The sequence below is a fragment of the Cohnella phaseoli genome, from assembly GCF_003386235.1.
In the GTDB taxonomy this organism is placed as follows: Bacteria; Bacillota; Bacilli; order Paenibacillales; family Paenibacillaceae; genus Cohnella; species Cohnella phaseoli.
In genome coordinates, this window is the sequence record NZ_QRDZ01000011.1 from 162,960 (window position 1) to 188,661 (window position 25,702).

The following is a 25,702-nucleotide window of genomic DNA, read 5'->3' on the forward strand; positions in this document are numbered from 1 at the left end:
TAAGCTCCTCCCCCCTTTCTAAAAAATCCGATAATCGGCAAATCGATAAGCGCAATAATAGGAAACGCTGATCAGAATCAAGGACACGACCGATTTGAACAGCCCTACAGCCGTCGCCGGTCCAAACTTGGCATCGATCAGTCCCATCCGGTAGACAAAGGTATCGATAATATCGCCGGTTTCATAAACTCCGGCATGGTACAGGTTGAAAATCTGATCAAATCCCGCATTCAAAATATTGCCGATGCTGAGAATCGCGAGCATCGCAATAATCATGCTCATTCCCGGCAGAGTAACGGAAAGCATCTGTCTGAACCGTCCCGCTCCGTCCATTTTCGCAGATTCGTACAAGCTGGGATCAATCGAAGTAATAGCCGCCAAATATAGAATGGTCGACCAGCCGAACTCCTTCCAGACATCCGTAAGAATGATCGTTGGCTGAAACCACTTCGGATCGCCTAGGAAGAAAATCGGGTTCATCCCCAAAGACTTGAGCATATTGTTTACGATCCCGGTGGAAGGAGAGAGAATGTCAATTAAAATTCCCGCCAGCAGCACCCAGGATAAGAAGTGAGGCAAATAAACGAGAGTTTGTATCGTCCGTTTATACGCCGTATTGCGAATCTCGTTGAGAAAAATAGCAAATACAATGGGAACGACCAGTCCGAGCAATATTTTGGCGAAGGCGATGATCAAGGTGTTCTGCAGCACACGGTAAACAAAGGGGTTGGATAAAATAAGCTCGAAATTTTTAAGGCCTACCCATTCCTGATTGCCCAGAAGCCCTTTGGCCGGAATAAAATCCTGAAAGGCAATGGAGATGCCCGCCATCGGAATGTAGCTGAATACAATCAGGAGGATCATCGCCGGCAGCAGCATTAGATGTAGGGAAAGGTTTTTCGACTTTTTCATTAAATTCATGTTGATCATCTCCGCTAAACGGGGCCGTCTCGTAAGCTATTTAGACTGCTGTGTGAAAGATAATCGATGATAAGGTGACAGGTGTATGTACCTCCCTCCGATGCGATACGCCCCCAAAATTTGAATTGCTAAACCCGTTATACGGTAATTTTAGGGGCGTATGAGGCAGTCTCCGGGAGGTATATACACCTGCTTTATCTCTCGCTCATCCCAAACGGCGCTGCTTACGAGACAGCCCCTTTCTTTGCAACTTGCGCTTTATTTGTGCGTGCTCGCAATGTCTCTACGTTGAGCGGTTTATTTGGCGTTCTGGTACCACTCGTTTACTTCCTTGGTTACCTCGTCGCCCCCGAGCTTTTTCCATTCGGCTACGAATTTGTCAAACTCCCCGACGTCCTTCTGTCCGATAATCATCTTCACGAACGTTTCGGATTCAAGAGTTTCCATGGTGGAGCCCTTATCGCTCATCGTCTGTGTCGGAGCGCCGCGATAGGCATTATAGACCCACAAATTGTTGTCAAAGTAATATTCAATATTCGCTTGGGCAATTTCGCCCACGCCGCCGGGACCGAGCATGCGGTAATATCCCCACATCGATTCATCCTTCTGTTCCGTCCACTTTTTCACATTGTCGGAAATCAACTGCTCGACCGCGTTGGCAGGAGCCTCGCCCGTCTTAGCCATTTCGTTCATTCTCTTGTGATAGCTCAGATTCTCTTCCAAGGTCGGCACGGATATAGGCGAAAGCTTCCACAGTTCCTTGCCGTCCGGAGAAGTGCCGTATTTGCCAGGATCTTTCTGTCCAAGAGTTTTAGCCAGGTTCATCATCTTGACCAACGCTTCGGGATGCTCGAAGTTCTTGTCGACCACATAGTAGCCGGCGATTCCCGTATCCGCTTTCGGTTTCGCAATCGTTCCGTCCGCAGCCGGGATCAGATAAGGTCTCCAATCCGCTTCGGGATGGTCGCGGCGGCTGTCCTGCAGCGGATAGATGCCGTTCCACATGAATCCGTACATCATACCGAGCTTTTGCGCAGCAATGTCCTGGGCAATCTTGTCTGCGGGCTTGGCGTAAAATTCGGGGTCAATCTGCCCGTCCTTATACATTGCGGCTAATTTCTCAAGGGAGTTCTTGGTTTCGGGAAGCGTGCTGCCGTTAACGAGCTGTCCGTCCTTTTCCAGCCATGTTCCCGGATAAGCATTGTACCCGTAGAAAAATCCACCAAGGTCCATTACAAAATCTTTGCTGATAGACAGTCCGAATGTATCCTTCTTGCCATTACCATCCGGATCGTTGTGGGTAAATGCTTGGCTGATCGCGTAGACGTCATCCATCGTTTTCGGAGGGGTCAGGCCTACCTTGTCCAGCCAGTCCTGACGAATCCACAAAATACCGCTGGCATTGTCGCTGACCGACCACATCTGCGGAATGGCATATACCTTTCCGTCGTTCTTCGCCGCCATATAAGGGTCGAAATCATAGCTGGTATAGTTGCTCTTGACTTGATCAATTCCGTATTGTTCGATCATGCCGCCGACGTCCTGCAAAATATCGGCTCTAATAGCGGACTGCAAGCCAGCCGTATCCAGATTCATCACATTGGGAATATCGCCCGACGCCAAAGACAGATTCAGCTTCTGCTTGTATTCTTCGGGGCTCTTGGCGATCCATTTGTATTTGACTTTGATGCCAAGCTCATCCAAGTAGGCCTTCGTCCAGACGTTATCCTCCATCGTGACGCCGTCGGTCAGAGTCGTTTTCTCGAATTGGTCGCTAATCGTGCCGACAAAAGTAATCTCAATCGGCGGATCGTATTTGCCAAGAGGATCTACCGCTTCCGGGGACTGACTCTCCGTCTGGCTCGTTGCCGATGCCGACGCCGGTGCGGATGCCGTAGGGCTCGAATCGGAGGACTCGTTTTTATTGCTGCACGCCGCGATCGTGAACACCATGGCTGCCGCACTGAAAATAGTAATCATCTTTTTTACGTTGTTTGCCATAATCGCCCTCCTGGTAATATACCTTCTGAACTTTAATGTAGAGGTGCACTCTCTACTACAATTGTAGAAACAACGACTTGAGCCAACAATCGGACTCTGTTGATATCGCTGGTACTTTGTTGTCCGGTTGGAATAGAAGATGCGCGCTTCGCTGGGCATGGCTAAACAAATAAAGACCGGGGATCGAACTGCATCAAATGCAGTCCGACTCCCGGCCTCTTGCGCGGAATTATATAATAGACTATTTACGTTACGGCTTACGGAAGCAAGTGAGGTCCGCCGCTAACCGGGTACATTGGCAAGCTGCGGAAAGCCTCGGCGTATTTCACGCCGATGGCCATGCCGCGCAGCGACGACGCTTTCGCCATGAACTCCACGTATTCCATACCGTACAAGTGTTGGAGCCAGGCGTCCTGGCTTTCGTGACAGCGCAGCATCTTGCATTTGGTCTCAAACGTGTCGGTGATGTCGACGTACACCTCCGGTTCAAAGGAGATCGCGCCGATATTGTCCATGATGAACACATGGGGAACCTTGCCCATATGCGGATACTCCGTCTCGATCAGCCGAACGGTAACCGGGATGCGGCAATCGCTGGCGATCTCGCCGCTAATCCGATGATCCGGATGATAGTCGCTGGCGCCGTGCACGAACATCACATCCGGATTCGCTTGGCGAATTGCGTTGATGAATGCCATTCTCGTCTCCCTGTCGTGAAACAGAAATTCATCGTCGTAACCGAGCCAGATCAAGTCGGCCCCGATGATCGCAGCGGACTTCTCCGCTTCCGTCCGGCGAATGGCGGCGATCTCTTCCTTCGTATGCGTAGGAGAACCGACGTTGCCGTTGGTGGCAACCATGATTGTTACTTTGTCGCCCCTTGCTGCATATTTGGCCAACGTACCCCCGCATAAAATCTCGACATCATCGGGATGCGCCCCAACCGCTAATACTCGCATCGCAATTCCCATCCCCTCATTCGTTGTTCTCTACGACAACCTTAATCCGTTCCTGTCCCCCGGCAAAAGCGCAAGCAATCGCTTGATCCAATTGCTCATAAGGATATCGGTCGGTAATCATCGGCTCCACGTTAATCCGCTTGGCGGCAAGCAAATCGACGACACGCGACCATACCTGCGGAGCATTGGCGCTGCCGATACAGGTGATTTCCCGTAAAATGAGATCCATCACGTCGATTTCCACTTTATGCTCGGGCAAGCCGAATAGCAGGATGCGCCCCCGGTTCGCAACGAGCTTCTGGGCGAGTTGAATCGTCTCCGCCTTGCCGACGGCTTCGATCACGACGTCGTAGCTTTGCGCTTCAACTGCCGACAGCAAGTCCCGTTCCCTAATGTTCACGACTTCATCCGCTCCGTAAGCGCGCGCCAGCTCGAGCCGTTTCCTTCTCGACCCGGCCACCGTAACCTGCGAAGCGCCTTGAAGCTTACACAGCCTGGCGAAAAACAATCCTGTCGGACCGTCGCCGACAATGATCGCCCGTTCTCCGGCACGCAGCTGAATTTTATCCATTCCGCCCAAGCATACGTGAATCGTTTCGCATTGCGACGCCGCATCGTAGCCGACGGATTCGGGCAGCAGGTACACATTATTTTCCGAGATCACGACGTATTCCTGCCAGAAGCCCGACCGATTTAATCCGTATTCCCGGTTTTGCGCGCATTGGTGCTTGTTGCCCGTAAGGCATGCGCTGCAGCGGCCGCATCCAATACTAGGATCGAGCGTACAGCGGTCTCCGATACCGACCCTCGTCACGCCCGCGCCCAATTTCACGACTTCTCCGGCCGCTTCGTGTCCAAGCGCATACGGCGGTTCAGCGAAAGAAACTTTACGTTCCATAATGTGCAAATCCGTGGCGCAAATGCCGATTGCCCGGATTTTCACCAGAACATCGAACTCGCGCAGCTCCGGCAGCGGCAGCGACGTCAGCTCGGGTACGAGCGCTCCGTTCCACACCCATGCTCTCGTTTCCATTCCCGCACACCCTCTCGAATTGCGTCTACAGTGTTTTTATTTGTCGCAGCGGTATTTTTCAAGCGCTTCTTCATTAATCTCAATGCCAAGTCCCGGTTTGTCGGTAATCTGCGCATAACCGTCCCGGACAACGATATCGCTTTGCAGCATTTCCTGACGAATCGGCGTTTCGGCGACGCAGTATTCCAGCAAGCTGCCGTTCGGAATCGCCGTAATCAGATGCAGGGATGCCGCGATCACGATGCCGCTGCTCCAAGCGTGCGGAACGCAGGTCAGGTGATGGGCATGGGCGAGCTGGGCGATTTTCTTCGCTTCGCTCAAGCCTCCGCAGCGGGTTACGTCGGGCTGAATAATGTCCACGCCGCCTTGCTCGATCAGCTGCCTAAACCCGTAGCGCGTCGTTTCGTTCTCGCCGCCGGCGATGCGAATTGTCGTCGTCTCGGCCAGCTTCCGATAGCCGTCGTAGTCGTCGGCAAACAGCGGCTCCTCTATCCAATACGGTTTATATTGCTCCAGCTCTTTAATGAGCGGCATGCGGGATGCGGCGTCAATCGGATGATCGTCGGACGGAATGAACCCGAGATCGAACAGCAGATCAACGTCAGGCCCTGCCGCTTCGCGAGAGGCTCTGACCAACTCTATAATTTCACGATTGCCCTGCTCGAATCCTCCCCAGCCCAGCTTGATCGCGGTATAGCCCTGCTCGACCCATTTCTTCGTCTCGTCGTAGGCTTCCTCCGGCGTATACGGCATAAGTGTGCTCGCATAGGCCCGCACTTTGCCGCGCTGCGCTCCGCCGAGCAGTTTATAAATGGGCTTGTTGAGCGCTTTGCCGACAATATCCCACAACGCAATATCGATTCCGCTCATCGCATGAATGACGACGCCCCGTCTTCCGTAGAACTGACTGCCAACGTACATTTTTTCCCAAATGCGCTCCATCTCAAACGGATCTTCCCCGATAATCATCTCGCCCAACCCGCGGCAAATGCGGTGGGAGGATGGCGACTCGATAATCGCTTTCACAACCCATGGCGCCGAATCCACCTCGCCGTAGCCGACAATGCCTTCGTCCGTATGAACTTTAATGATGATGCCGTCCTGCGCGCTGTCATTGTTCAACTGCACATTTTCCTTCTGACGGACAGGGATTGCTTCGACTTTTGTAATTTTCATGGGATTAGCCTCCTGGAGGACATGATTTGAGGAATAGGTTGAACCTGTACCTATACCTAATACCGATACAAGTTCAATATAATTTAACCTATGTAATATTGTCAACAATAGACTGTAGATTATCTTCAATGTACATTTATTAAAAATTAGGTTATGATTTGGAAAGAGAGTCACACGCGAGGAGATGCCCATGACCAAATTTCAGTTCAAGAGCCAAGAAACGATCCCGCTTCGTCAGAAGATCGCGACGGATATTCGCAATGCCATCATTCAAGGCGAGCTTAAACCGGGGGAAAAATTGAAGGAACAAGAAATATCCGCGCAAATGGGAATAAGCCGGGGACCTATACGAGAGGCTTTGCGTGATTTGGAGGCCATGGGGCTTGTGGTGAGCCTGCCTTATAAAGAAACCGTAGTCGCCGATGTACAGGAGCAAGAAATCGTGGATTTACTGCTGCCGATCCGACTTCAACTGGAGCTGTACTCCCTCAAATATAATCTGGCCGACATCAACGACGAGGTTTACCGCAAACTGGAGGAAATAACCGCACAAATGGAGCAGTTGGCCGCTGCCGGAGATATTGCAGGATTGGTAGAAGAGGATATTCAATTTCATGAGCTCATTTTGTTTTTGTCCAACGACTCTTCGTACGCCGCGCAAATCTGGAACGGTATCGTCAACCGAATCAGGCTGCACTTCATGAAAAATACGAGCCGTTATTCCGATCTCGCCCAAATGACCGCTGAGCACAACCAGCTTATTGAAGCGCTTCGTTCCCAAGATTTCGCCCGCATTAAAGAAGCCTGGGAGAAGCATATTCGCGACGAAGGCAGCTTGCTGTATCTGTAAAATCGGACCTTCCCCCCTTGATTTTGGTCTATTTGTACGATTTTCCATACAAATGTGCGCCGTTCGAGTCCGATTCGAGCTACTTTGTACGATTTTCCCTACAAATGTCCGCCGTTCGAGTCTGATTCGAGCTACTTTGTACGATTTTTCGGACAAATGTCCGCCGGTCGAGTCTGATTCGAGCTACTTTGTACGATTTTCCGGACAAATGTCCGCCGATTCGAGCTTTGTACGATTTTCCATACAAATGTGCGCCGTTTGAGTCCGATTCGAGCTACTTTGTACGATTTTCCATACAAATGTGCGCCGGTCGAGTCTGATTGGAGCTACTTTGTACGATTTTTCGGACAAATGTCCGCCGTTTCGTTTGACTAACTTTCGCACGCGAAAGCCTCTTCGTAGGCATAAACTCATGTGCGCAAATAGGGCTGTCCCATAAGCTAAGTTGCTTATGGACAGCCCTATTTCGCTTATCGTGGAGGTCTGAACTTTACTCTGCCACTAACCGATTAGTTAGCGAGCCCAGTTTTTCTATTTCGATGGTGACGACGTCGCCAGGCTGCAAGTAAACCCGCTGTTCCTTCGGTAGTCCCAGCACAACGCCTTCAGGAGTACCCGTTAAGATGATGTCTCCCGGAACCAAGGTTAAGTGTTGAGAGATATAGCTAACGATTTCATCGCACGGGAAAATCATATCCGCCGTGTTGGAATTCTGGCGAAGTTCGCCGTTAACTCGCGCCTTGATCGCAAGCTCGTTCGGGTTGCCGACTTCATCCGCCGTCACGAGGTAGGGGCCGATCGGACTGAACCCGTCCCCGATTTTTCCCAGCATCCACTGAGGGGTACGCAGCTGCAAGTCGCGCGCGGACAAGTCGTTGACGCAGCAATAGCCGAATACGTAGTTAAGCGCTTCTTCGCGAGGAACGTATTTCGCCTGCTTGCCGATGACGATCACGAGCTCCGCCTCGTAGTCGAGTCTGGTCGTCGTGCGCGGAATCGCTATCTCGCTGCCATGAGCCGTAATGGTGTTATGGAATTTGTTAAAAAGGATCGGAAACTCCGGAATGGCGGCTTTCGTCTCTTCCGCATGCTTGCGGTAGTTTAGTCCGACGCAAATGATCTTCTTGGGTTCCGTGACGCATGGGCCGAACTGGAGATCGGATTCTTGCAGCCAGGCCGGGCTGTCATCGGATACGGACAAAACTAATTTCTCCAATTCCCCGACGGCCGAGCCTTGTTCGATAACCGACATGATAGAATCGGGAAGTTGAACCCCCGCCCCCTTCGCTGCCTCTTGCACGTCGAGGATGCCTTTTTCAGTTTTCACGCCTAGCGCCAGTTGTCCCTGTTTAACAAATGTAAGTAGTTTCATCGAATGATGACCTCCAACTCTATTATGCGTTTTTGCCGAAGGTGACGCCGCCGTCTATGTACAGCGGAGACCCCATCATAAACTTTGACTCGTCCGACGCCAGGAACAGAGCCGCCTGAGCGACATCCTCGGGTCGTCCTAGATCCCCGCTTAGTTGGCGACTTTTCAAGGCAGCGATAGCGGCCTCCGGGTCATCGTAGGAGGTTTGCAAATAATTTTCCACAAACGGCGTCAAGATTGTTCCCGGAAGCAGCGCGTTAACGCGAATATTGTAAGACGCATAGTCGACTTGCATGGACTTGGTGAGCGCCAGCACGGCACCTTTCGTCGCCGAATAAGACGCCCGCCGGGCAAGCCCGATTTCGGCAATACAAGAGGACATGTTGATGATCGACCCGCTGCGCTGCTCCATCATAAGCGGGAGAATGTGCTTCGAAGGCAAAAAGACGCCGCGGATATTTACGTTCATCACGCGATCCCACGCGTCCGACTCGATCTCGTGCAATGCGCCGACGCCGCTAATGCCGGCGTTGTTAAACAAAACATCGATTCGTCCGAACCGTTCCTTGGCGGCGCTAACCATCCCCATAACCTGGTCTTCCTTGGTCACGTCCGCGCCAATAAATACGGCTTGTCCCCCTGCCGCTTGAATTTCCGCAACCGTAGCTTCGCCCTTGACCTCATCCAGGTCGTTCACGATAACGACGGCGCCTTCCTTCGCGAATAATCGCGCTGCGCTCTGTCCTATGCCGGAACCCGATCCGGTAATCAGAGCGATCTTATTCTCCAATCTTGCCATTTCCCCTTCACTCCTTCTCTATTGCTGTTTCAGACAAACTAAGCCTTTGCGCTAACCGTTTAATCTCGACGATCGCCTTTTCCTTTCCGTCCTGCCACTTGTGCAAAGGCAAGGAAGCGCTGACTGCGGCAATCGCTTTCCCGTCCGGTCCGAGCACGGGCGCCGCGGTACAGCAAAACCCCATCACCGCTTCCTGCTCTTCCGTCGAGTATCCATGAGCTTTGACCTCGCGCAATTGAGCGGATAACGTTCCCCGCTGCGTTATTGTGTTTGGCGTCAATGCTTCAAACGGTTCCTCGCCCAGCCGCGTTAACCATGCATCTTCCGATTCTCCTGCAAGCAAGGCCTTGCCAAGCGCGGTCGCATGGGCAGGAAACCGCATGCCGGGCTCGGAGACAAGCCTCACGCGAGACGGGGCCTCGACTTTCTCAAGATAAAGCACGCTGCCCCCATCCAATTTTGCAAGCTGAATCGTTTCATTTAGCAGGTCGCGCGTTTTCGCCGCCTCTTCCCGAAATCGCGCCGCCAAATCATACTGGCCCAAGTATGCACTGCCGAGATGCCCTAATGTGGAACCAAGCGCATAGGTACCGTCCTCCCGCTTGCCGATCCATTCCAACTCCTCAAGCGTGGCCAGCAAAGTAAACATCGAGCTCTTGTTAATGCCGAGACGAGCGGACAAATCCATTAGCCTCAACTTGTGAGGCTCCCTAGCAATAAGATTGAGGATATAGTGCGCTTTCTCGATCGCCGGCGCCCAGTACTTTTTCTCGTTCATCAAGTGACACCTTCGTTTAGTTCAATATACAAAACCAAGTTTACTACAATAAGTAAACATTACTGCAAACACGGCCATGCCGTCAATATGAAAATGACCCTACCCGTTATCTTCCCGGATTCGCAAAGATTCGCTAAAAAGTATGTTACAATCCCATGACAGGAGCAACTTTACGGCTTGTTTTGCGTTCATTATTCGACAAGAAATTCTGATGTCTGCGGATATCTAGAGACAACAAGAGAGGTGCCAGGAAAAAGAGATGAGAGATTTAGGAGTAGAGACCGACCAAACTGTGCCTGCCAACACTTACAAAGAGAGATCGTCCAAGCGCAAGCATAAGGGCGCAGCGTTCTTCTTCGTCATATTGTGGATCGCCTTGATCGCAGGGGGCGTCTATGGAACGAAATGGTATTCCGACCGGATCCAGCAGCAGGTGTCCGCCAAGCTGGAACACCAGACGGCCGCGCAGATCGCGACGATGCAGCAGGATTACGAAGGACGGATCGCCAAGCTGGAAACCGGTTTTCAAGAGCAAATGAAGCAGTTGGAAAGCCAAGTGCAGACGCTGAACGAACTGCTCACCTTCGCCAAAGACAACGCAGATACGAAAACCGACAACAGCAACAAGCTGTATACGCAGCTGGCAGAAGTGAAAAAGCAGCTGAATGAGCTGAAAAAAAGCTTGGACGTGCTGAAATGAGCGCCTCGTCGATCCGTACCATGAACCGGACGCTGCTCCTGGCGGCCGCTCCTTTCATCGGATTGTTGACGTGGATGCTCGTATCGAACGTCGAGCTTACGCTTTCGGGCTCCGCCTATCCGGCGCATGAAATGCAACCGATTGATCTGAACGACGGCTCGGAATCGGTCCGGGGCGGCTTGAGTGCGGCCGAGAGCCTGGCGCAAGGCACCGGGCATTCGATCAAAAAGCAGATTTCGCTTTACAACAAAACGAACGACGATATGAATCAGATCGCCGCCATCGCTTCGAAGCAAGCCGCCAGGCCTCATCAAATTTACGACAAGCGCATTACAAGCAAGCTGGGCAAGCCTTCGAATACGATGAATTCGGACAAGCTTACGGCGCAACTGTTTGATTTGAAAGCCGACAACTTCCGCGGCTACGCGTTGAAAATCAAGCTGAAAAAGGGCGAAGCCATGAAGCTTGTGCTTGGCAAGGATGAGAACGGAGGAGCGGAAACGACGCTGGAGGCGGTAAAACGTTATAAAGCCGCCATCGGAATCAATGGCGGCGGTTTTGCGGACGGTGGCGGGAAGCGGTATCCGCTAAGCACGACGATCGTCGACGGCGAGTACGTGAGCGGCTTCCAGCCGACGTTTAAGGATTTGTTTTTTGTCGGCATGAGCGAGAGCAACAAGCTGATCGGCGGCAAATTCACGAGCAAGTCGCAGCTCGACTCCGCAAATCCGAAGTTCGGCGCATCCTTCGTGCCGATTCTGCTGCAGAACGGGCGAATGACGGAAATTCCGCTCAAGTGGCAGACAAGCCCGAAGCGCGCGCCCCGAACCGTTATCGCCAACTACAAGGATGATCAGCTGCTGTTCCTGGTCGTTGACGGCTATAACGAAAAAGGCAGCTCCGGGGCGACGCTAATGGAGATGCAAATTTTGCTGAAGCGCTACGGAGCGATCAACGGCTATAATCTCGACGGCGGCGGCTCCACCTCGCTCGTCTGGAACGGCCGCGTCGTCAACAATCCTTCCGACGGTCAGCTTCGCAAGCTTCCGACGAACTTTTTGTTTTTCAGTTAAGCCGGGGCGTGTATGCATACCACGAGGGGCAGCAGAGGGCGAAAAGGCGGTGAAAGATGCCCCTGAGCGGGTTTGCATACACGCCCTAGGAACGGTTTACAAGAGCCGCGCCGATCGCGCCGGCTTCCTTGCCCAGTGTCGGGCTGACAAAGCGAACGCCGTTCCGCATCGAGGCGAGGCCCCGATCGGCTATCGCTTCATGCATCGGTTCCAGCAGCGGCGCTCCAATGTTCGCGGCGCCTCCGCCGATGACGATCACTTCCGGGTTCATCACATGGATGATGCTGACCATGCCGTTGCCGAGCGCCAGCCCGGCTTCGCGCAGCACCTGAATCGACAGTTGGTCTCCTTCCGCCGCCGCTTCCGCAACGTGGCGGGAGGTCAGCGTCTCCTCTCCGGCTTTGGCTAGCAAAAGCCCGGCCTGCTCCGGGTTGTCGGCCGCTCGTTGAGCGGCGCTTCTTGCGATCGCTGTTCCTGATGCATACAGCTCCAGACAGCCAACGTTGCCGCAGGCGCAGCGGGGGCCGTTCATGTCAACGGTTATGTGTCCCAATTCTCCCGCGCTGTTATCTCTCCCCCGAACGAGTTGACCTCCGCTGACGATACCGGCGCCGATACCGGTCGAGACAGTCACGTATACGCAGTTCTTCGTGCCTTGCCCCGCTCCGACAGCCCATTCTCCGTAAGCGGCCGCATTCGCATCGTTTTCCAGATTAACAGGCACGCCAAAATCCTGCTCCAGTCTACGTCCGAGCGGAACGTCGTTCCAGTCCAGATTGGATGCGCGGGTGACGATCCCCTCCTCCGCGTTTAACGTTCCAGCCGTCGCCACGCCGATACTAACCAATTGCAGCTCCGGAGTCAGGCTGTCCCTAATCAGGCCAATCATCCGTCGGATAACGGCATCCGCGCCTTCCTTCGCCAGCGTAGCGGTTTCCGCGCGACGAACGACTTCCCCCTGCTCGTTCAGAATAACCGCGAGAATTTTCGTGCCGCCCAGATCGATGCCGACATACACTTTGTTGTTCATGATTAAGAACCTCCACCAGAATTATTCAATAGAGTTGAATGAAAAATCTGCTCCAGCATCAGCGTCGCCGAGCCGAGCAGCGGGCCCTTCTCTCCGAAGGCGGAAGGAAGCAACCGATCCGGCGTAAACTTGAGCGGGAACCTCAGCCGCTCCAGCTCTGAACGCAGCTTTAACGACAGCTTGGGCGAGCGATTCGTCCAGCCTTCGATAACGATCACTTCCGGACTAATAAATTGCACGATGCTCGCCAGCGTCAATCTCGCCGCTTCTGCGACCTGCTCGAAGACCGGCTCCAGCCAAGCTTCCCCGGATTCGTATCTGGCTAACACCTCATCGAAGTCGTGCGGCGGTTTCTGTCCGAGTTTCTCCGCGTACGAGCGGCATCTGTTCAGCAGAAAAGAGCTGGCCAGCAGCGTTTCCACACATCCTCGTTGCCCGCAGTTGCACACCTCTCCATTCGGATCGATCGAGATATGGCCGATCTCCCCGGCGGCCCCGCCGAAGCCGGAATGGATCCGGGAATCGATCACGATGCCTGCGCCGATCCCTTCATTCATCGTCACGTACACGAGATTCCCTCTGCCCTTCCCGGCTCCCGAATAATGCTCTGCGAACGCCGCCGCGTTGGAATCGTTCACGATCTTGATCGGAACGTCGGGAAAAAACGCCGAAACCTGCTTTTTCAACTTGAAATCGTTCAGCTTAAGCGTACTGGAATACAGCACGCTCCCCGCGTTCTCGTCGATGATGCCCGGCGCGGCGATGCCGATTCCTTTGATCAAGCCGGTCTTCAGAGCGTCCGCCCGATTCACGCATTCGTTTAGGGCCGTATGTATCTGCTCCGCGAGCGAATCGTTGCCGATGGCGATTTCGGACTTGAATTCGGCGATGCATTCGCCGTGCAAATTCAACACCGCGCAAATCAAATCCCTGTTGCCAATCGAGATGCCGATTACATAACCGCCGTCCTTGCTGATCTGCAACGAGATCGCCTTGCGCCCGGCTCCTGCGGAAGGCTTGGCGCCGATCTCCTCCACAAGACCCTGCCCGATTAACTCCTCGACCAGCGCCGATACGGTTGCGGGACTCAGCTTCGTAGCCCTCTTCAGCTCGGCGCGGGACATTCTCCCTTCCCGATGCAGCAGATTCAAGATCGTCGCCGTGTTCAGCTCTTTCATTAGCTTGAGGTTGCCTTTCACATGCACGATAACCGAACCTCCCCGCCTCTGATCGATTAGTGTTACGGTCGTATCCTTGACTCAACCTATATTTTAGCATAGGTTTTCAATTAATTCATTCAATGAACGAATTAATTTCATCCCCGTTACCGTACTCTTCCGTCAAGCGCATTAAAGAGGATGTCCCCTTAACAAGCTTTGGAACACCCTCAAATAACAAAGGAATGGACGCTAGGACGTGAATGCATACTCCGAGGACATAAACGCCCTAGGAAATCAAACGCCCGTGCGACGTTTTTGGTTGTTTTGCACCTTGTGAATTTGCGTTTTCATCTTTTTCGTATCCGTCGAAAACGCGCCTTTGCCGTTAGCGCCAGCCTGGCGCCCCTGCTTCTTGCGTTCAAGAATGCGTTTGATCGCTTCGGCCTGGCTTAGTTTTTTCTCGGCTTCTCCGTGCTGTCCCTCGACGGACGGATTCGTATTCTTATCTGTCATTTTCGCACCTCACGCTCGTATTACTGTCCATTTTATCCGTATTCGGCTCGTTTTCTTCAACCGGGGTTTGGGCTTCTAAGGCTTTTTTCTTGGCAATTTTCTTCTTGATCAGGAGAAAAACAACGATCAGCGGAATCGCAATCGCGGCGATATAGAGGGAGACATCCTTTACCATACCTTCTGCTGCGCGGCCGTAGCTATAGAACAGCAAACCGACGGCATAGAACTTGACCGCTCGTCCGAACGCCGCGTACACCAACAGCCTCCACAGTGGAAAATTCAAGGCTCCGGACAAGATCGTAAACACCTTGAACGGAATCGGTGTGAAAGAACCAACCAAGATTGCTGCTTCTCCGCTCTTCTGGAACATCCGAGTAGCAGCGTCGACCCATGACTTTTTCAAAAACTTCTGCAAGACGGAGTGCCCCAGCAGCTTGCCTATCAGAAAGCCGATCGGCGTCCCCAACAAACAAGCCACATAGCCGGCCGTCGCAAGCCAAAGTGCGTTGGAGGGCTGAAGCAAACTTAAAGGCACTTGCAGGAAAAAAGCAGGAATCGGAAAAAAGATCGCGTCGGCGAAAGAATGTATAAATAATCCCCAGATGCCAAATTGCATGAGTGTGTCGATTAAATTCTGAAGCATAAACGGCTCCTATCCGAACGATCTCTAGTTATTGGTCGATGCCTTCGGTCCCCCTTAACGATATATAAGCTGAGCAGTACCGGTTCATTGTACCTACACTCCGTCTTACCTCTAGTTCAACCTATATAGAAATACTAAACCTATATTATTATATACTCAATTTGTTCAGGTCGAGTTCCAAATCCGACTTAAGACTAGTTTTTTTCTTTGTAAATTTACATATAACGGCTAAACGCAAGCCGTCTCTGTCATAATAAATCGACTTTTAGCGTTATTTAGAATAATTATAAAATAGTATTGATTATTCTTATATAACCGTTATTATTATATTTAGATTAATTCTAAACTAGGAGTGATCGTTGATGAGTACGCCTAACAACAGACTGACGACAAGCTGGGGAGCTCCCGTAGGGGATAATCAGAATTCTCTGACCGCCGGAGCGCGAGGACCGACGCTGATTCAAGACGTACATCTTCTCGAGAAGCTCGCTCATTTCAACAGAGAACGCGTGCCTGAGCGCGTCGTCCATGCCAAAGGCGCCGGGGCGCACGGTTATTTCGAGGTCACGAACGATCTGTCTGCACACACGAAAGCCTCCTTCCTGTCGGAAGTCGGCAAGCGCACGCCGATGTTTATCCGCTTCTCCACCGTTGCCGGCGAACTCGGTTCAGCCGATACGGTGCGCGATCCGCGCGGTTTTGCGGTCAAGTTTTATACGGAGGAAGGCAACTACGACCTTGTCGGCAACAATACCCCCGTGTTTTTCATTCGCGACGCGATTAAATTCCCGGACTTTATTCATACGCAGAAACGCCATCCGCAGACTCATCTGAAAAATCCGAACGCCGTATGGGATTTCTGGTCGCTCTCGCCCGAGTCGCTGCACCAGGTCACGATTCTGATGTCCGACCGCGGCATTCCGGCGACCCTCCGGCATATGCACGGCTTCGGCAGCCATACGTTCAAATGGGTCAACGCAGAGGGCGAAGCGGTATGGGTAAAATATCACTTCAAGACGAATCAGGGCATCAAAAACCTGGACGTCGATCTTGCGGCCAAGCTGGCCGGCGAAAATCCCGATTACCACACCGAGGATCTGTTTAACGCCATCGCGGCGGGTGATTTCCCTTCGTGGACGCTCTACGTGCAAATCATGCCGGTTGAAGATGCGAACACGTACCGTTTCGATCCGTTCGATGTGACGAAGGTGTGGTCGCAGAAGGATTATCCGCTGATCGAGGTTGGACAGATGGTGCTGAACCGGAATCCGGAAAATTATTTTGCCGAAGTCGAGCAGGCGACGTTCTCTCCGGGTTCGTTCGTCCCGGGTATCGAGGCTTCGCCGGACAAAATGCTGCAAGGCCGCTTGTTCGCCTATTCCGACGCCCATCGCTACCGCGTCGGCCCGAATCATAATACGCTGCCGATCAATCGTCCGCAGTCGGAAGTGAACCACTATCAGCGCGACGGAGCGATGCGTGCGGACGGCAACGGCGGCGGCTCAGTATACTACGAGCCGAACAGCTTCGGCGGCCCGTCGCAATCCCCGCAGCACAAAATCGCCGCCTACGAAGTGTCCGGCAGCGCCGACAGCGTCGCTTACGACCACGACGACCACTACACGCAAGCCGGCGATCTGTACCGTCTGATGAGCGAAGAAGAGCGAGCACGCCTCGTCCGCAACATCGTCGGCGCGATGAAGCCGGTCGAGAAGGACGAGATCAAGCTGCGCCAGATCGCCCACTTCTACAAGGCCGATCCGGAGTACGGAGAGCGCGTTGCCGAAGGGCTGGGATTGGCGGCTTCTCACGGCGTATAAGCACAAAAGAGGCTGTCCCATAAGTAAAAAAGTCGTACAAAAAGATAATCGATAGAGAATGTTTTTGATCGATTATCTTGTACGACCTTACTTATGGGCCAGCCTCTTCTATACGTTATTGCCTAAGAGCTTTCCTGTTTCTTAGCGCTTGCACAATCAAACTTAGGATAATTAGAACCACTCCGGCTTCAATCGCATGATCCGCGACATTAAGAATACCGCCCGAACGGACGATAAAATCGGTCACCTGGCCGAACAGCAGCCGATCGATTCCGTTGCCGATCGCTCCTCCCGCAAGAAACCCCAATGCGCAATCGAACAGAACTCCCTTCTCTTCGCTGCGCTTGCGGTAATACAGCACGCCTAGCACGAACAAGACGGCAATTACACCGAAGAGTCTGCCATAGCCTTGAAGCAAGCTTCCGGCCATGCCGCTGTTTTCGAAGCGAGACAGCTCCACGCTCCCCAGCATCATCGTCTCCCCGACGTCTAGATGAACTCTAATCCACATTTTACTGAGCTGATCGGCTGCCGCGACGAGTATTGCAATGATGTAAAACGGCATCTCTGACCTTCTCCCTGTTTACGGCGATTGCCGTTTTCCCCAGTATAGCCTACTTCGACAAGAGAGGGCCACTTCATCGGTCCCTTGCCTAACTTCCCAACAACTCATCGTCCGTTCAGTTTTAGGTCAGACGCTGCCACTTGGCCCACATTTCCGGCGGATTCATTTCGTATACGCCGTCTTCACGGTACATGAACTGGTGCATGATGAATTCCCTGCGAATTGTCGCGAAGTCCTCGTGGTACCCCTTGATGAACTCGTTGATCTCCTTCTCCGTATACTTCCTGCCGCTCTCCATGCGCGTGACGATCTGCTCCAGCACGATCAGCTTTTTCTTAAGCTGTGCGGGCACATGCTTCAGGCGGCCTTCCTTCGTAAAAAAATTGTTGAGCACCGATTGGCGCATTTTCTCCAACGTTTCTTCCATGTCCTCTTCCCCCTCCTCGTTGACGTCTGCCCCCCGATAGATCAAACCGAGCGCGGCCTCGGCGTTGCTCTTCAAGAAATAATCGTTCAGCGAGAAATAAATCGTATTCTTGTCGCGGCGCTCGTTGATCAGACTCGCCTCCCGCAGCTTCGCCGCATGGTGCGTAATCGTCGCCGGCGTCACCGCCAGCTTCTCCGCCAGCGTCTGCCCGTTCCTCTCCCCGCCGGCCAGCAGAATTAACATGCGGATTCGGGTCGGATCGGCCAGCGCTTTGTGGTAGGCGACGACTTTGTCCAGTTGCATGTTTACCCCTCCTTTTTCTAACATTTAATAATAATCTAATTAGATAATCGTTAAATCGAATTGTAATCGTTGGAAATGAGGATGTCAATAGCAAGTGGGGGCGCAGGCTGGAGGTGCGACATACGCGATTCGATGTGATGCGAGCAGGGGAGCTACCGTCTACCTCAAGCATTTGCAAATAAGACGGATTCCCCGCTTTATTTCCGACTGCCAGGCAGATTCGGCACAATTAAAACGGATTTCCCGCTTTATTTTCGAAAAAATCGGCCCTTCGCGAATTTAAGGCGGGCAATCCGGCTTATTTTCCTCATAATGGACGAAATCTCACATTTAAGGCGGATTTTCCGTCTTAGCGCTACCGGCGTCTCCGGTTGGAAGGCAACAAGTACAGACACAGCAGCAATTAGCGGAAAAAACTGCCGATCACCGAAGAGGCCGAAGCCGCTTGAGCGTTAAAAAGAAAAACAGCGACGGCTAATTGCCATCGCTGTGCTCGTACCTGTCGTCGAAATCCCCGTATGTTTGCTCGCTGGCGATATTCTGAATTTCCTCCGCCCCGATCGCGATGTACCCGTAGCCGTCCTCCGCATTTTTACGCAAGGCCTTCATCTTCATATATTTGGGGCTTGCTTCTCCGTTCTCGTCGTCATAGACGAGCAGAATGCCGTCCGTCTTGCGCAGCAGCAGGTCGTCACGGGCCTGGAACTGCCAAGCTCCGCTGAACGGCTGTTTACTGACGGAGCCGTAATAATCAATGCGGTTCACAATGCTGCGGTAATACTCCTGCTTGTCTTCCTTCCACTTCTCCTCTTGTCCGGAGAACGCGGTCAGAATCGAGATTTTCAGGTCCGGATATTGCGCCTTCAGCTCCAGCGCCGTCTCGCAGGCCCACAGGTCGACGCCGTACTGGCCGGGGGTAATGATCCATTCCAGCCCCTCCTCCAGCAGAGGAACCAGCTTGGCCTCGATCGCTCGGCGAATATAGGGAATTCCCTTATGCTTCTGGTCGAAAATGCCCAGCTCGTGCGCGCGGTATCCGGTAATCAACAGGTTTTTCATTCGATCTCCTTGGCGATGCAGTCGTTGCAATCAGTGTAGCAGATTTTGCTCCCGACCGCCTCTATACGACCGTAACCGACACTGTAAAATTCGCTCCCGCGCCGGACGTCTTCATGATCCTCAGTATGTGCGTGACAGGGTCGAACGTATAATCCGTGCCCGGGGTCAATGTCGCGCCATTGATTTTAACGCTCGCCAGATCCGAAGCTCCCGTGTACACATCCAGCTCCTCGAAGGATCGATTGAAGCCCATCGTCAGCGTGCGGGCTCCTGCGTTCCAACCGATGGAAGTCACCTTGATATCCTGATAGTCGTGCCGCGTATCCGTCCCGATCAGCAGCGGGTAAACGCCTCCGTACCTTTGCTCGAGGTCGTCGAACAGAAGCTCGCCCCACGCCTGTGCCTCGCCCATCCCCGCGTAACCAAGCTCGTTCCGAATGACGAGCGCGTCGTTCGTATCCCACTGCGGAAGCTGAAGGAAATGGCTCAATGCATTCAATGCCTTCGGACTTTGCTTGTCGCTGTAGGCCAAGTAGGTTTTGGTCGTATAGTAGCCCTTGTTGTTGTTGACGTTTATATCTTGTAAATGGGTTTCGTACTCCAGCGCTTTCGAATCGCTTGGTCCCTTAAACTTCCGAATGCCGTATATCGCGTTGCCGAGCCCGTCGTTATCCCCCGCAAAAAAGCCGGTCGCCGCCGAAGGAAGCTTGTCGTACACATATTGCGCCAGCTGTGCATAGGTTTTCCCGGACACCGTCGTCGTGGAATCGACATCGGCCATCACCGACAAAGCGTACAAAATCGGCCCGAGCTCTCCGTAAAACAAAGACCCGTTCGTCACGTCTGAGAACGACGACCAAGCGTGATTCGGATAATCGTTCATATTTTTGTAGAGGATGGCCAACGCGTCGTTCAGGATGGCTCTTGCATCGGTATCCGCCGGATGATCGGCGCTCCAAGCGGCCAGTCCCATGACCGGATAGCCGTAATTCATCAGCCTGCCGAACAAGTAATTGTCGTACTTGGAAGAATTGTAGACCGTCGGCTCATAGCTGTCCGCCGTCCCTCCGAGCATATGAGCGCCGAATCGGATCTTTTCCAAATACTCGCTCCACTTCGTACCCTGCGTCAACGTCCCGCTATATTTGAAGTAAGAGCTGCCGTTCGACTGCAGAATGCCCTCAAACCGGCTCGAATTGTTCTTGGCGAGATCCTCTCCTCTGACGAAGCCTTGGCCGTCGTCGTAGAGCAGCCAAGCCTGGCTCCCCCATTGCTTCACGGAGTCGAAAAAGGTCGGAGTTCCGATGCCGTCGTCATTCACCGCTTTCACGATCAGCCTTGGATTCGTTACCGAGCCACTCGTCGGCACGATCGAGCCTTCCACTTCGGCTACGCCCCCGTGAATCGTCACTTTGAAGGAGATGCGCACCCGATTTTCTTCTTTGGAAAATTCCACGACCATCGCGTTGGTTGCCGGATCAAAGGTGACCGACCTCGTCGTCGGAGCCGTCAGCTCGATCGGCGTCAGCCCATCGTACCCGTATGCGAACCGAAGCGCTCCAAGCGGCTCGGCCCCATACGTGCTCTCCTTGAACGTAATTCTCGGAACGCTCAGATCGCCCGTGACGAGATAGATGCCGTTATCGAATTTGAACTGGGGGTCCACGAAGACGCTCTGCCCCTGTCCGTATCGAAAATCCGCCCAACGATGCGTCGCCAGCCCTCTCGGCATGCTCTCTTTTACAAAATCGGCCAGATTTTGCGTCGTTGCGAGCGCATAGGTTTGGGGCAGCTTCTTCAACGCCAGCAGCATCTCCGCGGAATCGGTGCTCCACCGCATGCTGCTCTCGATGTACCCTCTCGTCTCCGTGTTGCGGTAATCCCCCAATTGCGGATCGTAGTAGATCCGTTGGCCTCTTTCTTGCGGCTTGACCAGATAGCTGGAGACGTTTCGCACGTCGATTGCGTTGGACCTTGCAATCGTATTGCCGGCGGCGTCGCACACATCGACGATATAGACGTAAGACTTCTCGGCCTCCAGCGAGCTGGTATAAGTAAGCGCATTCAAATTTGTGATCGTGGCGTCCAGGTAATAAGGATGCATCTGCGGCAGGTATTGAAAGTTTTTGCTCCAGTCTCCCCCGGAGTACGTTCGCAATTGCGGATAGGTTTTCGGAAATTTGTAAATTTTGTACGAGCCGAACCCGCTTCCCGCATATTTGGCCCAGCTCAATGCGACTTGATTGGAAGATGGAGCGCCTGCGGCCAAAGAAAATGAAGGGTAAGGCACGACGTTGACGTCGAACCAAATCCCGAGATTGTTCAGGAACGTTCCGTCCTCCTTAACCGGGCGCAAGTATACACGGCTTGTGCCGATCTCCTCCTGTCCCGTGAAGCTGAACCCGAATCTGCCCGTGCCTCCCGTCGCAATCCCCGAATAGTTTGGAGCTGCGGGACGGCTGTATTTCAACCATTTATCGTATCCGGTAAAAATCGAGCCCGTTTCCTGCGAATACGAGCTATCGGTATTAGCTAATACCACTTCGTGTGTCGGCCAGCCGAACAGCCACGTATCGCTGCCCGTGTTTTTCAAGTCGACCCAGAAGTTACCCGTCTCGCCGGGATGCACGGTTATGGAGGATGCGCTTTCCCCCACGTATTGAGCGCTGAAGCCCGCATAGACCGGAGCGCTGGCCAGGAAGACGGAAAGCAGGCTTGCCGCGAAGACAATCGACTTCTTTTTCATGTGTAAACGCCTCCAAATTAGGGATTAATCGAACTCGGGAAGAGGGGCTGTCCCATGTCAAGTTGCTCAGGAAAATAATCGATAATAAAGGTGCAAGGTGTATATACCTCCCTCCGATGCTATACGCTCCCGAAATCTGAATAGGTAGACCCGTGATAAGGTGATTTCAGGAGCGTATGAGGCAGTCTCCGGGAGGTATATACACCTTCTTTGACTATCGATCATTTTAAGCAACTCTGCTTATGGGAAAGCCCCGCCTATCGATTACTTCTCAGCCAAGAATGCGTCCGCCTGCTTCTGGAACTCGGCGATCACTTTGTCCAAACCGGCTTTCTTGAGCTCCGCGCCATACTCGGGAACCGCGGTTTCCGGGTCCAGCACGCCAGCCGTAATGCCGTACTTGTACTTGTTCTCGATCGTGCTCATCGCGGCCAGCTCGGTTTTGACCGGCGTCTGGTCGAAGTTAAAGCCCATGATCGGACTGAACAGCTTCGTATTCTTATCGAAATCTTGCAGCTGCTGCATGAAATCGGGCGCGTCGGAAGCTTTCGGCTTCAGGAACTTCGGATTTTGCCACATCCACTCCGGTGGAGCATAACCGATCTTGGCGGCATCCGCGCCTTCCGGAACTACAATCGCCCCGTCCTTGACGTCGTAATGCGTTCCCTTGATCCCGTTCGTCATCATATCGTAGTTGTCTTCGCTCTGCTGTATCCAGTTCAGGAACAGAATCGCCCGGTCGATATTTTTGGAGGTCGCCGCGACGCTCTGGAAGTTCCAAGTCGTCGTAGGCATATAGGGTTCCGTCGTCAGCGGAATGCTCACGAACTCGACCTGCGCGCCGTCCACCGCGATATTGCGGGCGTAGTTATTGTACTCGTATACGTCTCCTCCGCCGATGGCGGCTTTGCCGGAATTAAAATCCGCGCGGATGTCGCGCCCGACCATCACGTCCTTATCGATATATCCCTTCTCGTAAAGCATCCGGCTAAATCGCGCGTCCTCCATCGTTTGGGGACGATCGTACTTTGCTTCCGCCTTCAGCGTTGCGTAGTTGAACACGATGCCGTCGGAGGCGGTGCTTTGCACCGGCTCTCCCCGCAGAAACCCGGCCGGAGGCTCGTTGAATACGATCATCTCCGGATTGTTCGTCTTGACGGCTTCGGCGTACGCGAGCAGGTCGTCCATCGTCTTCACTTCGGGCAAGCCGTATTTCTCGCGCAGATCTTTGCGCAGCGTCGCCGTATAATACCCTTTCGTCGTGCCCAGAGCGCCGGCCGGAACGCCGTATTTCTTGCCGTTCACCGTGACCGGAGGCCAGTATTTCTCGTCAAGCGCCGCGACGATGGCCTGTCCGTTTTTGGCAAGCGCCTCGTCGAGCGGCGCGATCGAGTTCGACTTGACAAACGTGCCCAGAAGGTTCGGATCGGTCCACATGATGTCTACCTGATCGCCGGTAGCCAGCATGATCGGCAGCTTCTGGAAATAATCTCCCCACGGGATATACTGGTATTTTAATTTTACGTTAACTCCGTCTTCCGCCAATTTCTTCTCCAATGCCGCTGTAACCGCATCCTGATCCGGCTGCGGATCGCCCGGGTAGACGATATTCAAGGTCACGACCGGCAGGGCCTCCGAGCTTGGCGCCGACTCGCTTGCCTGGGCCGACGGCGCGACGGTTCCGCTAGGAGACGCCGTGCCCTCCTTATTGGATGAACCGCACGCGCTTACCAATGCGGCCAGCAGTACGCTGGACAGAACGACTCCAGACCATTTTCCGAACGAAATACGCATTCAACGTCCTCCTCTTATTGAACAACCTTTTTAAGCAACATCCTGTGAACAAGGGTTGCGAATCTCGCGGTAGACGCCGCGGATTTCGCTATCCCTTAACGCCTCCCACCGTCAGCCCTTTAACGAAATAGCGCTGCAGGAACGGGTAGAGCAAAATAATCGGCCCGATCGTCAACACCGTCGTCGCCATTTTCACGCCTTCCTTGGGGATGGCTGCTGCGGCGATCGACGAGTTCGAAGAGCTTGACGCCGCGTACGTAATATTGGAAGTGATAGCCCGAATCAGCAATTGCAGCGGATATAGCTCCCTGTCGCTGACGAGCATGAGCCCGAGCCACCAATCGTTCCAGTAGCTGATCGCATAGAACAGACAGATCGTGGCGATTCCCGGCAGCGCCAGGGGCAGCGCGATCCGGAACAACAGCTGGACTTCGTTGGCTCCGTCGATTTTGGCGGCTTCGAAAATCGAGTTGTCAATCGTCGAGATGAAGCTCCTCATGATCAGCAAGTTAAACGCATTAATGGCATACGGCAAAATCAAGGCAAGCAAATGATCGTACAAGTGCAAATACTTCGTCGTGACGATGTACCACGGAACGAGGCCGCCGTTGAACAGCATCGTGAAATAGACGAGGAACGAGATCGGTCCCGCCATCTTCCATTCCTTCCGGGACAAAGCGAACGCCATCATCGTCGTCAGCAGCATGCTGAACAAAGTGCCGGCTACGGTGACGATTGTCGTCACCTGGTACGCGTCCAAAATAGCGGAACCTCTGCCCAGCACGAACCTGTAGGCTTCCAGCGTCAATTCGTGGGGGAACAGATCGAATCCGTTCGCCCGAAGATAGCGCTCGTCGGTCAGCGACGTAGAGACGATGGTCATGAACGGGATAATCGCGGCGATGACGAACAAGAGCAAATAAACGTAGGCGAATCCCGAAACGATTTTGTCGCCGGGCGATCGGTGCTTCATCGGTTGACTCCTTTCCGGATTCTTGTTCTAGAACAGCGCGGAATCCTTGTCGCGCCTTCGTACGGCAGCGTTGACCGCGAAGACGAGAACGAAGCCGACGACCGATTGCAGCAAGCCTGTCGCTGACGACATCCCGACGTCGTTCAAAGTGCGCAGCGCGCGATACACGTAAGTATCGATAACGTCGGTCGTCGAGAACAGCAAGCTGTTATCGCCTACGAGTCCGTAAATCATGCCGAAATCTCCGTAGAAAATCCGACCGACCGCAAGCAGCAGCAAAATGATGATCGTCTTGGAAATGCCGGGCACGGTAATATGCCACATTTGCCTTAGCTTGCTCGCGCCGTCCAAAGCCGCCGATTCGTATTGCTCCTGGTCGATTCCAGCGATGGCCGCAAGATAGATGATGCTGTTGAACCCGACCGTCTTCCAGGAATACAGCACGACCAGAATGCCCGGCCACAATTCGGCGCGATTGTACCAGCCGACCGGATCGATTCCCAAGCCCTTCAGCCAACCGTTCAGGATGCCGTAGTCCGTATTCAGGAAGTTGTAAGCGAACACGGCGACGATAATCCAGGAAATGAAATTCGGCAAAATAATAAGCGATTGGGAAATCTTCTTGAATAAAGCAAAGCGGATCTCGTTCACCAGAAGCGCGGTCAGTACGGCCAGGAACGTTCCGATCCCGATAAACAAGGCGTTCAGAAACAACGTATTGAAGATCGCTTTCAGCACCGAGGCCGTGTCGACCGTCAGAAACCTGAAATTGTCCAAGCCGTTAAACGGACTTCCGAAGATGCCAAGGTCCATCCGGTACTCCTTAAACGCCACGACAACCCCGGCCATCGGCCAATAACAGAAGAGCAGGAAATAAACAAGTCCGGGCAAAGCCAATACGTACAAAAAACGGTTTTTGACGAGATCGGCCGATATAAAGCGTGCGGCTCTCCTCAAGATGCTCACCCCCTTCTCCTTGCCTCGCCTCTCGGCTTACGGTCTCCAAT

The 25,702-nt window shown here is 53.2% G+C and carries 23 protein-coding genes; 4 read left to right on the forward strand and 19 right to left on the reverse strand.

Annotated features, from left to right (window positions below; genetic code table 11):
• Positions 1-18 precede the first annotated feature (18 nt).
• The 5 genes from DFP98_RS15590 to DFP98_RS15610 form a co-directional block, all read right to left on the reverse strand.
• Positions 19-921, reverse strand: coding sequence for an ABC transporter permease (locus DFP98_RS15590; protein WP_371822702.1), 903 nt, complete (start codon positions 919-921; stop codon positions 19-21).
• A 297-nt stretch (positions 922-1,218) separates the two neighbouring features.
• Positions 1,219-2,922, reverse strand: a complete 1,704-nt coding sequence (locus DFP98_RS15595; RefSeq protein ID WP_181917717.1) for an extracellular solute-binding protein — start codon at positions 2,920-2,922, stop codon at positions 1,219-1,221.
• A 257-nt stretch (positions 2,923-3,179) separates the two neighbouring features.
• On the reverse strand, positions 3,180-3,881 hold the full coding sequence (locus tag DFP98_RS15600; protein WP_116061536.1) for a PIG-L deacetylase family protein: 702 nt from the start codon (positions 3,879-3,881) through the stop codon (positions 3,180-3,182).
• 16 nt (positions 3,882-3,897) lie between these two features.
• The gene (locus DFP98_RS15605; RefSeq protein ID WP_116061537.1) at positions 3,898-4,914 is read right to left on the reverse strand and encodes a zinc-dependent alcohol dehydrogenase; all 1,017 of its coding nucleotides are present in this window, start codon (positions 4,912-4,914) and stop codon (positions 3,898-3,900) included.
• Positions 4,915-4,950: 36 nt separating this feature from the next.
• Positions 4,951-6,090 (reverse strand): mandelate racemase/muconate lactonizing enzyme family protein, encoded by a 1,140-nt coding sequence (locus tag DFP98_RS15610; RefSeq protein WP_116061538.1) that lies wholly within the window; start codon positions 6,088-6,090, stop codon positions 4,951-4,953.
• 190 nt (positions 6,091-6,280) lie between these two features.
• Between DFP98_RS15610 and DFP98_RS15615 the strand changes: the two genes are divergently transcribed.
• A complete protein-coding gene (locus DFP98_RS15615) occupies positions 6,281-6,940 on the forward strand; it encodes a GntR family transcriptional regulator (RefSeq protein WP_181917718.1) in 660 nt (219 codons plus the stop codon).
• Between the two features lie 490 nt (positions 6,941-7,430).
• On the opposite strand, the gene DFP98_RS15620 is transcribed toward DFP98_RS15615, so the two are convergent.
• The 3 genes from DFP98_RS15620 to DFP98_RS15630 are packed head-to-tail and all read right to left on the reverse strand — an operon-like array spanning position 7,431 to position 9,889.
• Entirely contained in the window at positions 7,431-8,312 is an 882-nt protein-coding gene (locus tag DFP98_RS15620; RefSeq protein ID WP_116061540.1) for a fumarylacetoacetate hydrolase family protein, read from the reverse strand.
• Between the two features lie 22 nt (positions 8,313-8,334).
• Positions 8,335-9,111, reverse strand: a complete 777-nt coding sequence (locus DFP98_RS15625; RefSeq protein ID WP_116061541.1) for an SDR family NAD(P)-dependent oxidoreductase — start codon at positions 9,109-9,111, stop codon at positions 8,335-8,337.
• Positions 9,112-9,118: 7 nt separating this feature from the next.
• Complete coding sequence (locus DFP98_RS15630) at positions 9,119-9,889, reverse strand: IclR family transcriptional regulator (RefSeq protein WP_116061542.1); 771 nt, start codon at positions 9,887-9,889, stop codon at positions 9,119-9,121.
• Positions 9,890-10,148: 259 nt separating this feature from the next.
• Here DFP98_RS15630 and DFP98_RS15635 point away from each other — a divergent pair, with 259 nt between their 5' ends.
• Both DFP98_RS15635 and DFP98_RS15640 read left to right on the forward strand, forming a co-directional pair.
• Positions 10,149-10,589: a hypothetical protein gene (locus DFP98_RS15635; RefSeq protein ID WP_246016555.1), complete on the forward strand. Its 441-nt coding sequence runs from the start codon at positions 10,149-10,151 to the stop codon at positions 10,587-10,589.
• A complete protein-coding gene (locus tag DFP98_RS15640; RefSeq protein WP_116061543.1) occupies positions 10,586-11,662 on the forward strand; it encodes a phosphodiester glycosidase family protein in 1,077 nt (358 codons plus the stop codon). Before DFP98_RS15635 ends, DFP98_RS15640 begins: the two co-directional genes overlap by 4 nt.
• Positions 11,663-11,747: 85 nt before the next feature.
• Here the strand turns inward: DFP98_RS15640 and DFP98_RS15645 are convergent, their stop codons facing one another.
• The 4 genes from DFP98_RS15645 to DFP98_RS15660 all read right to left on the reverse strand — a co-directional run bounded on the left by DFP98_RS15645 (position 11,748) and on the right by DFP98_RS15660 (position 15,008).
• Positions 11,748-12,692, reverse strand: a complete 945-nt coding sequence (locus tag DFP98_RS15645; RefSeq protein WP_116061544.1) for an ROK family protein — start codon at positions 12,690-12,692, stop codon at positions 11,748-11,750.
• 2 nt (positions 12,693-12,694) lie between these two features.
• Positions 12,695-13,897, reverse strand: a complete 1,203-nt coding sequence (locus DFP98_RS15650) for an ROK family transcriptional regulator (protein ID WP_116061545.1) — start codon at positions 13,895-13,897, stop codon at positions 12,695-12,697.
• 249 nt (positions 13,898-14,146) lie between these two features.
• Positions 14,147-14,365 carry a hypothetical protein gene (locus tag DFP98_RS15655; RefSeq protein WP_116061546.1) on the reverse strand — a complete coding sequence of 73 codons (219 nt, stop codon included), beginning with the start codon at positions 14,363-14,365 and terminating at the stop codon, positions 14,147-14,149.
• Positions 14,355-15,008, reverse strand: coding sequence for a YqaA family protein (locus DFP98_RS15660; protein WP_116061547.1), 654 nt, complete (start codon positions 15,006-15,008; stop codon positions 14,355-14,357). The genes DFP98_RS15655 and DFP98_RS15660 overlap by 11 nt, the downstream gene beginning before the upstream one ends.
• Before the next feature lie 362 nt (positions 15,009-15,370).
• Between DFP98_RS15660 and katA the strand changes: the two genes are divergently transcribed.
• Positions 15,371-16,828: a catalase KatA gene (katA, locus tag DFP98_RS15665; protein ID WP_116061548.1), complete on the forward strand. Its 1,458-nt coding sequence runs from the start codon at positions 15,371-15,373 to the stop codon at positions 16,826-16,828.
• 115 nt (positions 16,829-16,943) lie between these two features.
• On the opposite strand, the gene lspA is transcribed toward katA, so the two are convergent.
• The 7 genes from lspA to DFP98_RS15700 form a co-directional block, all read right to left on the reverse strand.
• Positions 16,944-17,393 carry a signal peptidase II gene (gene lspA / locus DFP98_RS15670; protein WP_116061549.1) on the reverse strand — a complete coding sequence of 150 codons (450 nt, stop codon included), beginning with the start codon at positions 17,391-17,393 and terminating at the stop codon, positions 16,944-16,946.
• Between the two features lie 121 nt (positions 17,394-17,514).
• Positions 17,515-18,123, reverse strand: coding sequence for a DUF2087 domain-containing protein (locus DFP98_RS15675; protein ID WP_116061550.1), 609 nt, complete (start codon positions 18,121-18,123; stop codon positions 17,515-17,517).
• A gap of 474 nt (positions 18,124-18,597) precedes the next feature.
• Entirely contained in the window at positions 18,598-19,182 is a 585-nt protein-coding gene (locus tag DFP98_RS15680; RefSeq protein ID WP_116061551.1) for an SLOG family protein, read from the reverse strand.
• A 61-nt stretch (positions 19,183-19,243) separates the two neighbouring features.
• Complete coding sequence (locus tag DFP98_RS15685) at positions 19,244-21,928, reverse strand: hypothetical protein (protein ID WP_116061552.1); 2,685 nt, start codon at positions 21,926-21,928, stop codon at positions 19,244-19,246.
• A 264-nt stretch (positions 21,929-22,192) separates the two neighbouring features.
• Positions 22,193-23,722 carry an extracellular solute-binding protein gene (locus DFP98_RS15690; RefSeq protein WP_116061553.1) on the reverse strand — a complete coding sequence of 510 codons (1,530 nt, stop codon included), beginning with the start codon at positions 23,720-23,722 and terminating at the stop codon, positions 22,193-22,195.
• Between the two features lie 88 nt (positions 23,723-23,810).
• Positions 23,811-24,695 carry a carbohydrate ABC transporter permease gene (locus tag DFP98_RS15695; RefSeq protein WP_116061554.1) on the reverse strand — a complete coding sequence of 295 codons (885 nt, stop codon included), beginning with the start codon at positions 24,693-24,695 and terminating at the stop codon, positions 23,811-23,813.
• Positions 24,696-24,722: 27 nt separating this feature from the next.
• Positions 24,723-25,652: an ABC transporter permease gene (locus DFP98_RS15700; RefSeq protein WP_246016556.1), complete on the reverse strand. Its 930-nt coding sequence runs from the start codon at positions 25,650-25,652 to the stop codon at positions 24,723-24,725.
• Positions 25,653-25,702 lie beyond the last annotated feature (50 nt).

Bases quoted from the DNA above. Each gene is read 5' to 3' on its own strand.
- DFP98_RS15590 (WP_371822702.1), bottom strand. From the start codon at position 921: ATGAATTTAATGAAAAAGTCGAAAAACCTTTCCCTACATCTAATGCTG.
- DFP98_RS15595 (WP_181917717.1), bottom strand. From the start codon at position 2,922: ATGGCAAACAACGTAAAAAAGATGATTACTATTTTCAGTGCGGCAGCC.
- DFP98_RS15600 (WP_116061536.1), bottom strand. From the start codon at position 3,881: ATGCGAGTATTAGCGGTTGGGGCGCATCCCGATGATGTCGAGATTTTA.
- DFP98_RS15605 (WP_116061537.1), bottom strand. From the start codon at position 4,914: ATGGAAACGAGAGCATGGGTGTGGAACGGAGCGCTCGTACCCGAGCTG.
- DFP98_RS15610 (WP_116061538.1), bottom strand. From the start codon at position 6,090: ATGAAAATTACAAAAGTCGAAGCAATCCCTGTCCGTCAGAAGGAAAAT.
- DFP98_RS15615 (WP_181917718.1), top strand. From the start codon at position 6,281: ATGACCAAATTTCAGTTCAAGAGCCAAGAAACGATCCCGCTTCGTCAG.
- DFP98_RS15620 (WP_116061540.1), bottom strand. From the start codon at position 8,312: ATGAAACTACTTACATTTGTTAAACAGGGACAACTGGCGCTAGGCGTG.
- DFP98_RS15625 (WP_116061541.1), bottom strand. From the start codon at position 9,111: ATGGCAAGATTGGAGAATAAGATCGCTCTGATTACCGGATCGGGTTCC.
- DFP98_RS15630 (WP_116061542.1), bottom strand. From the start codon at position 9,889: ATGAACGAGAAAAAGTACTGGGCGCCGGCGATCGAGAAAGCGCACTAT.
- DFP98_RS15635 (WP_246016555.1), top strand. From the start codon at position 10,149: ATGAGAGATTTAGGAGTAGAGACCGACCAAACTGTGCCTGCCAACACT.
- DFP98_RS15640 (WP_116061543.1), top strand. From the start codon at position 10,586: ATGAGCGCCTCGTCGATCCGTACCATGAACCGGACGCTGCTCCTGGCG.
- DFP98_RS15645 (WP_116061544.1), bottom strand. From the start codon at position 12,692: ATGAACAACAAAGTGTATGTCGGCATCGATCTGGGCGGCACGAAAATT.
- DFP98_RS15655 (WP_116061546.1), bottom strand. From the start codon at position 14,365: ATGACAGATAAGAATACGAATCCGTCCGTCGAGGGACAGCACGGAGAA.
- DFP98_RS15660 (WP_116061547.1), bottom strand. From the start codon at position 15,008: ATGCTTCAGAATTTAATCGACACACTCATGCAATTTGGCATCTGGGGA.
- katA (WP_116061548.1), top strand. From the start codon at position 15,371: ATGAGTACGCCTAACAACAGACTGACGACAAGCTGGGGAGCTCCCGTA.
- lspA (WP_116061549.1), bottom strand. From the start codon at position 17,393: ATGCCGTTTTACATCATTGCAATACTCGTCGCGGCAGCCGATCAGCTC.
- DFP98_RS15675 (WP_116061550.1), bottom strand. From the start codon at position 18,123: ATGCAACTGGACAAAGTCGTCGCCTACCACAAAGCGCTGGCCGATCCG.
- DFP98_RS15680 (WP_116061551.1), bottom strand. From the start codon at position 19,182: ATGAAAAACCTGTTGATTACCGGATACCGCGCGCACGAGCTGGGCATT.
- DFP98_RS15685 (WP_116061552.1), bottom strand. From the start codon at position 21,928: ATGAAAAAGAAGTCGATTGTCTTCGCGGCAAGCCTGCTTTCCGTCTTC.
- DFP98_RS15690 (WP_116061553.1), bottom strand. From the start codon at position 23,722: ATGCGTATTTCGTTCGGAAAATGGTCTGGAGTCGTTCTGTCCAGCGTA.
- DFP98_RS15695 (WP_116061554.1), bottom strand. From the start codon at position 24,695: ATGAAGCACCGATCGCCCGGCGACAAAATCGTTTCGGGATTCGCCTAC.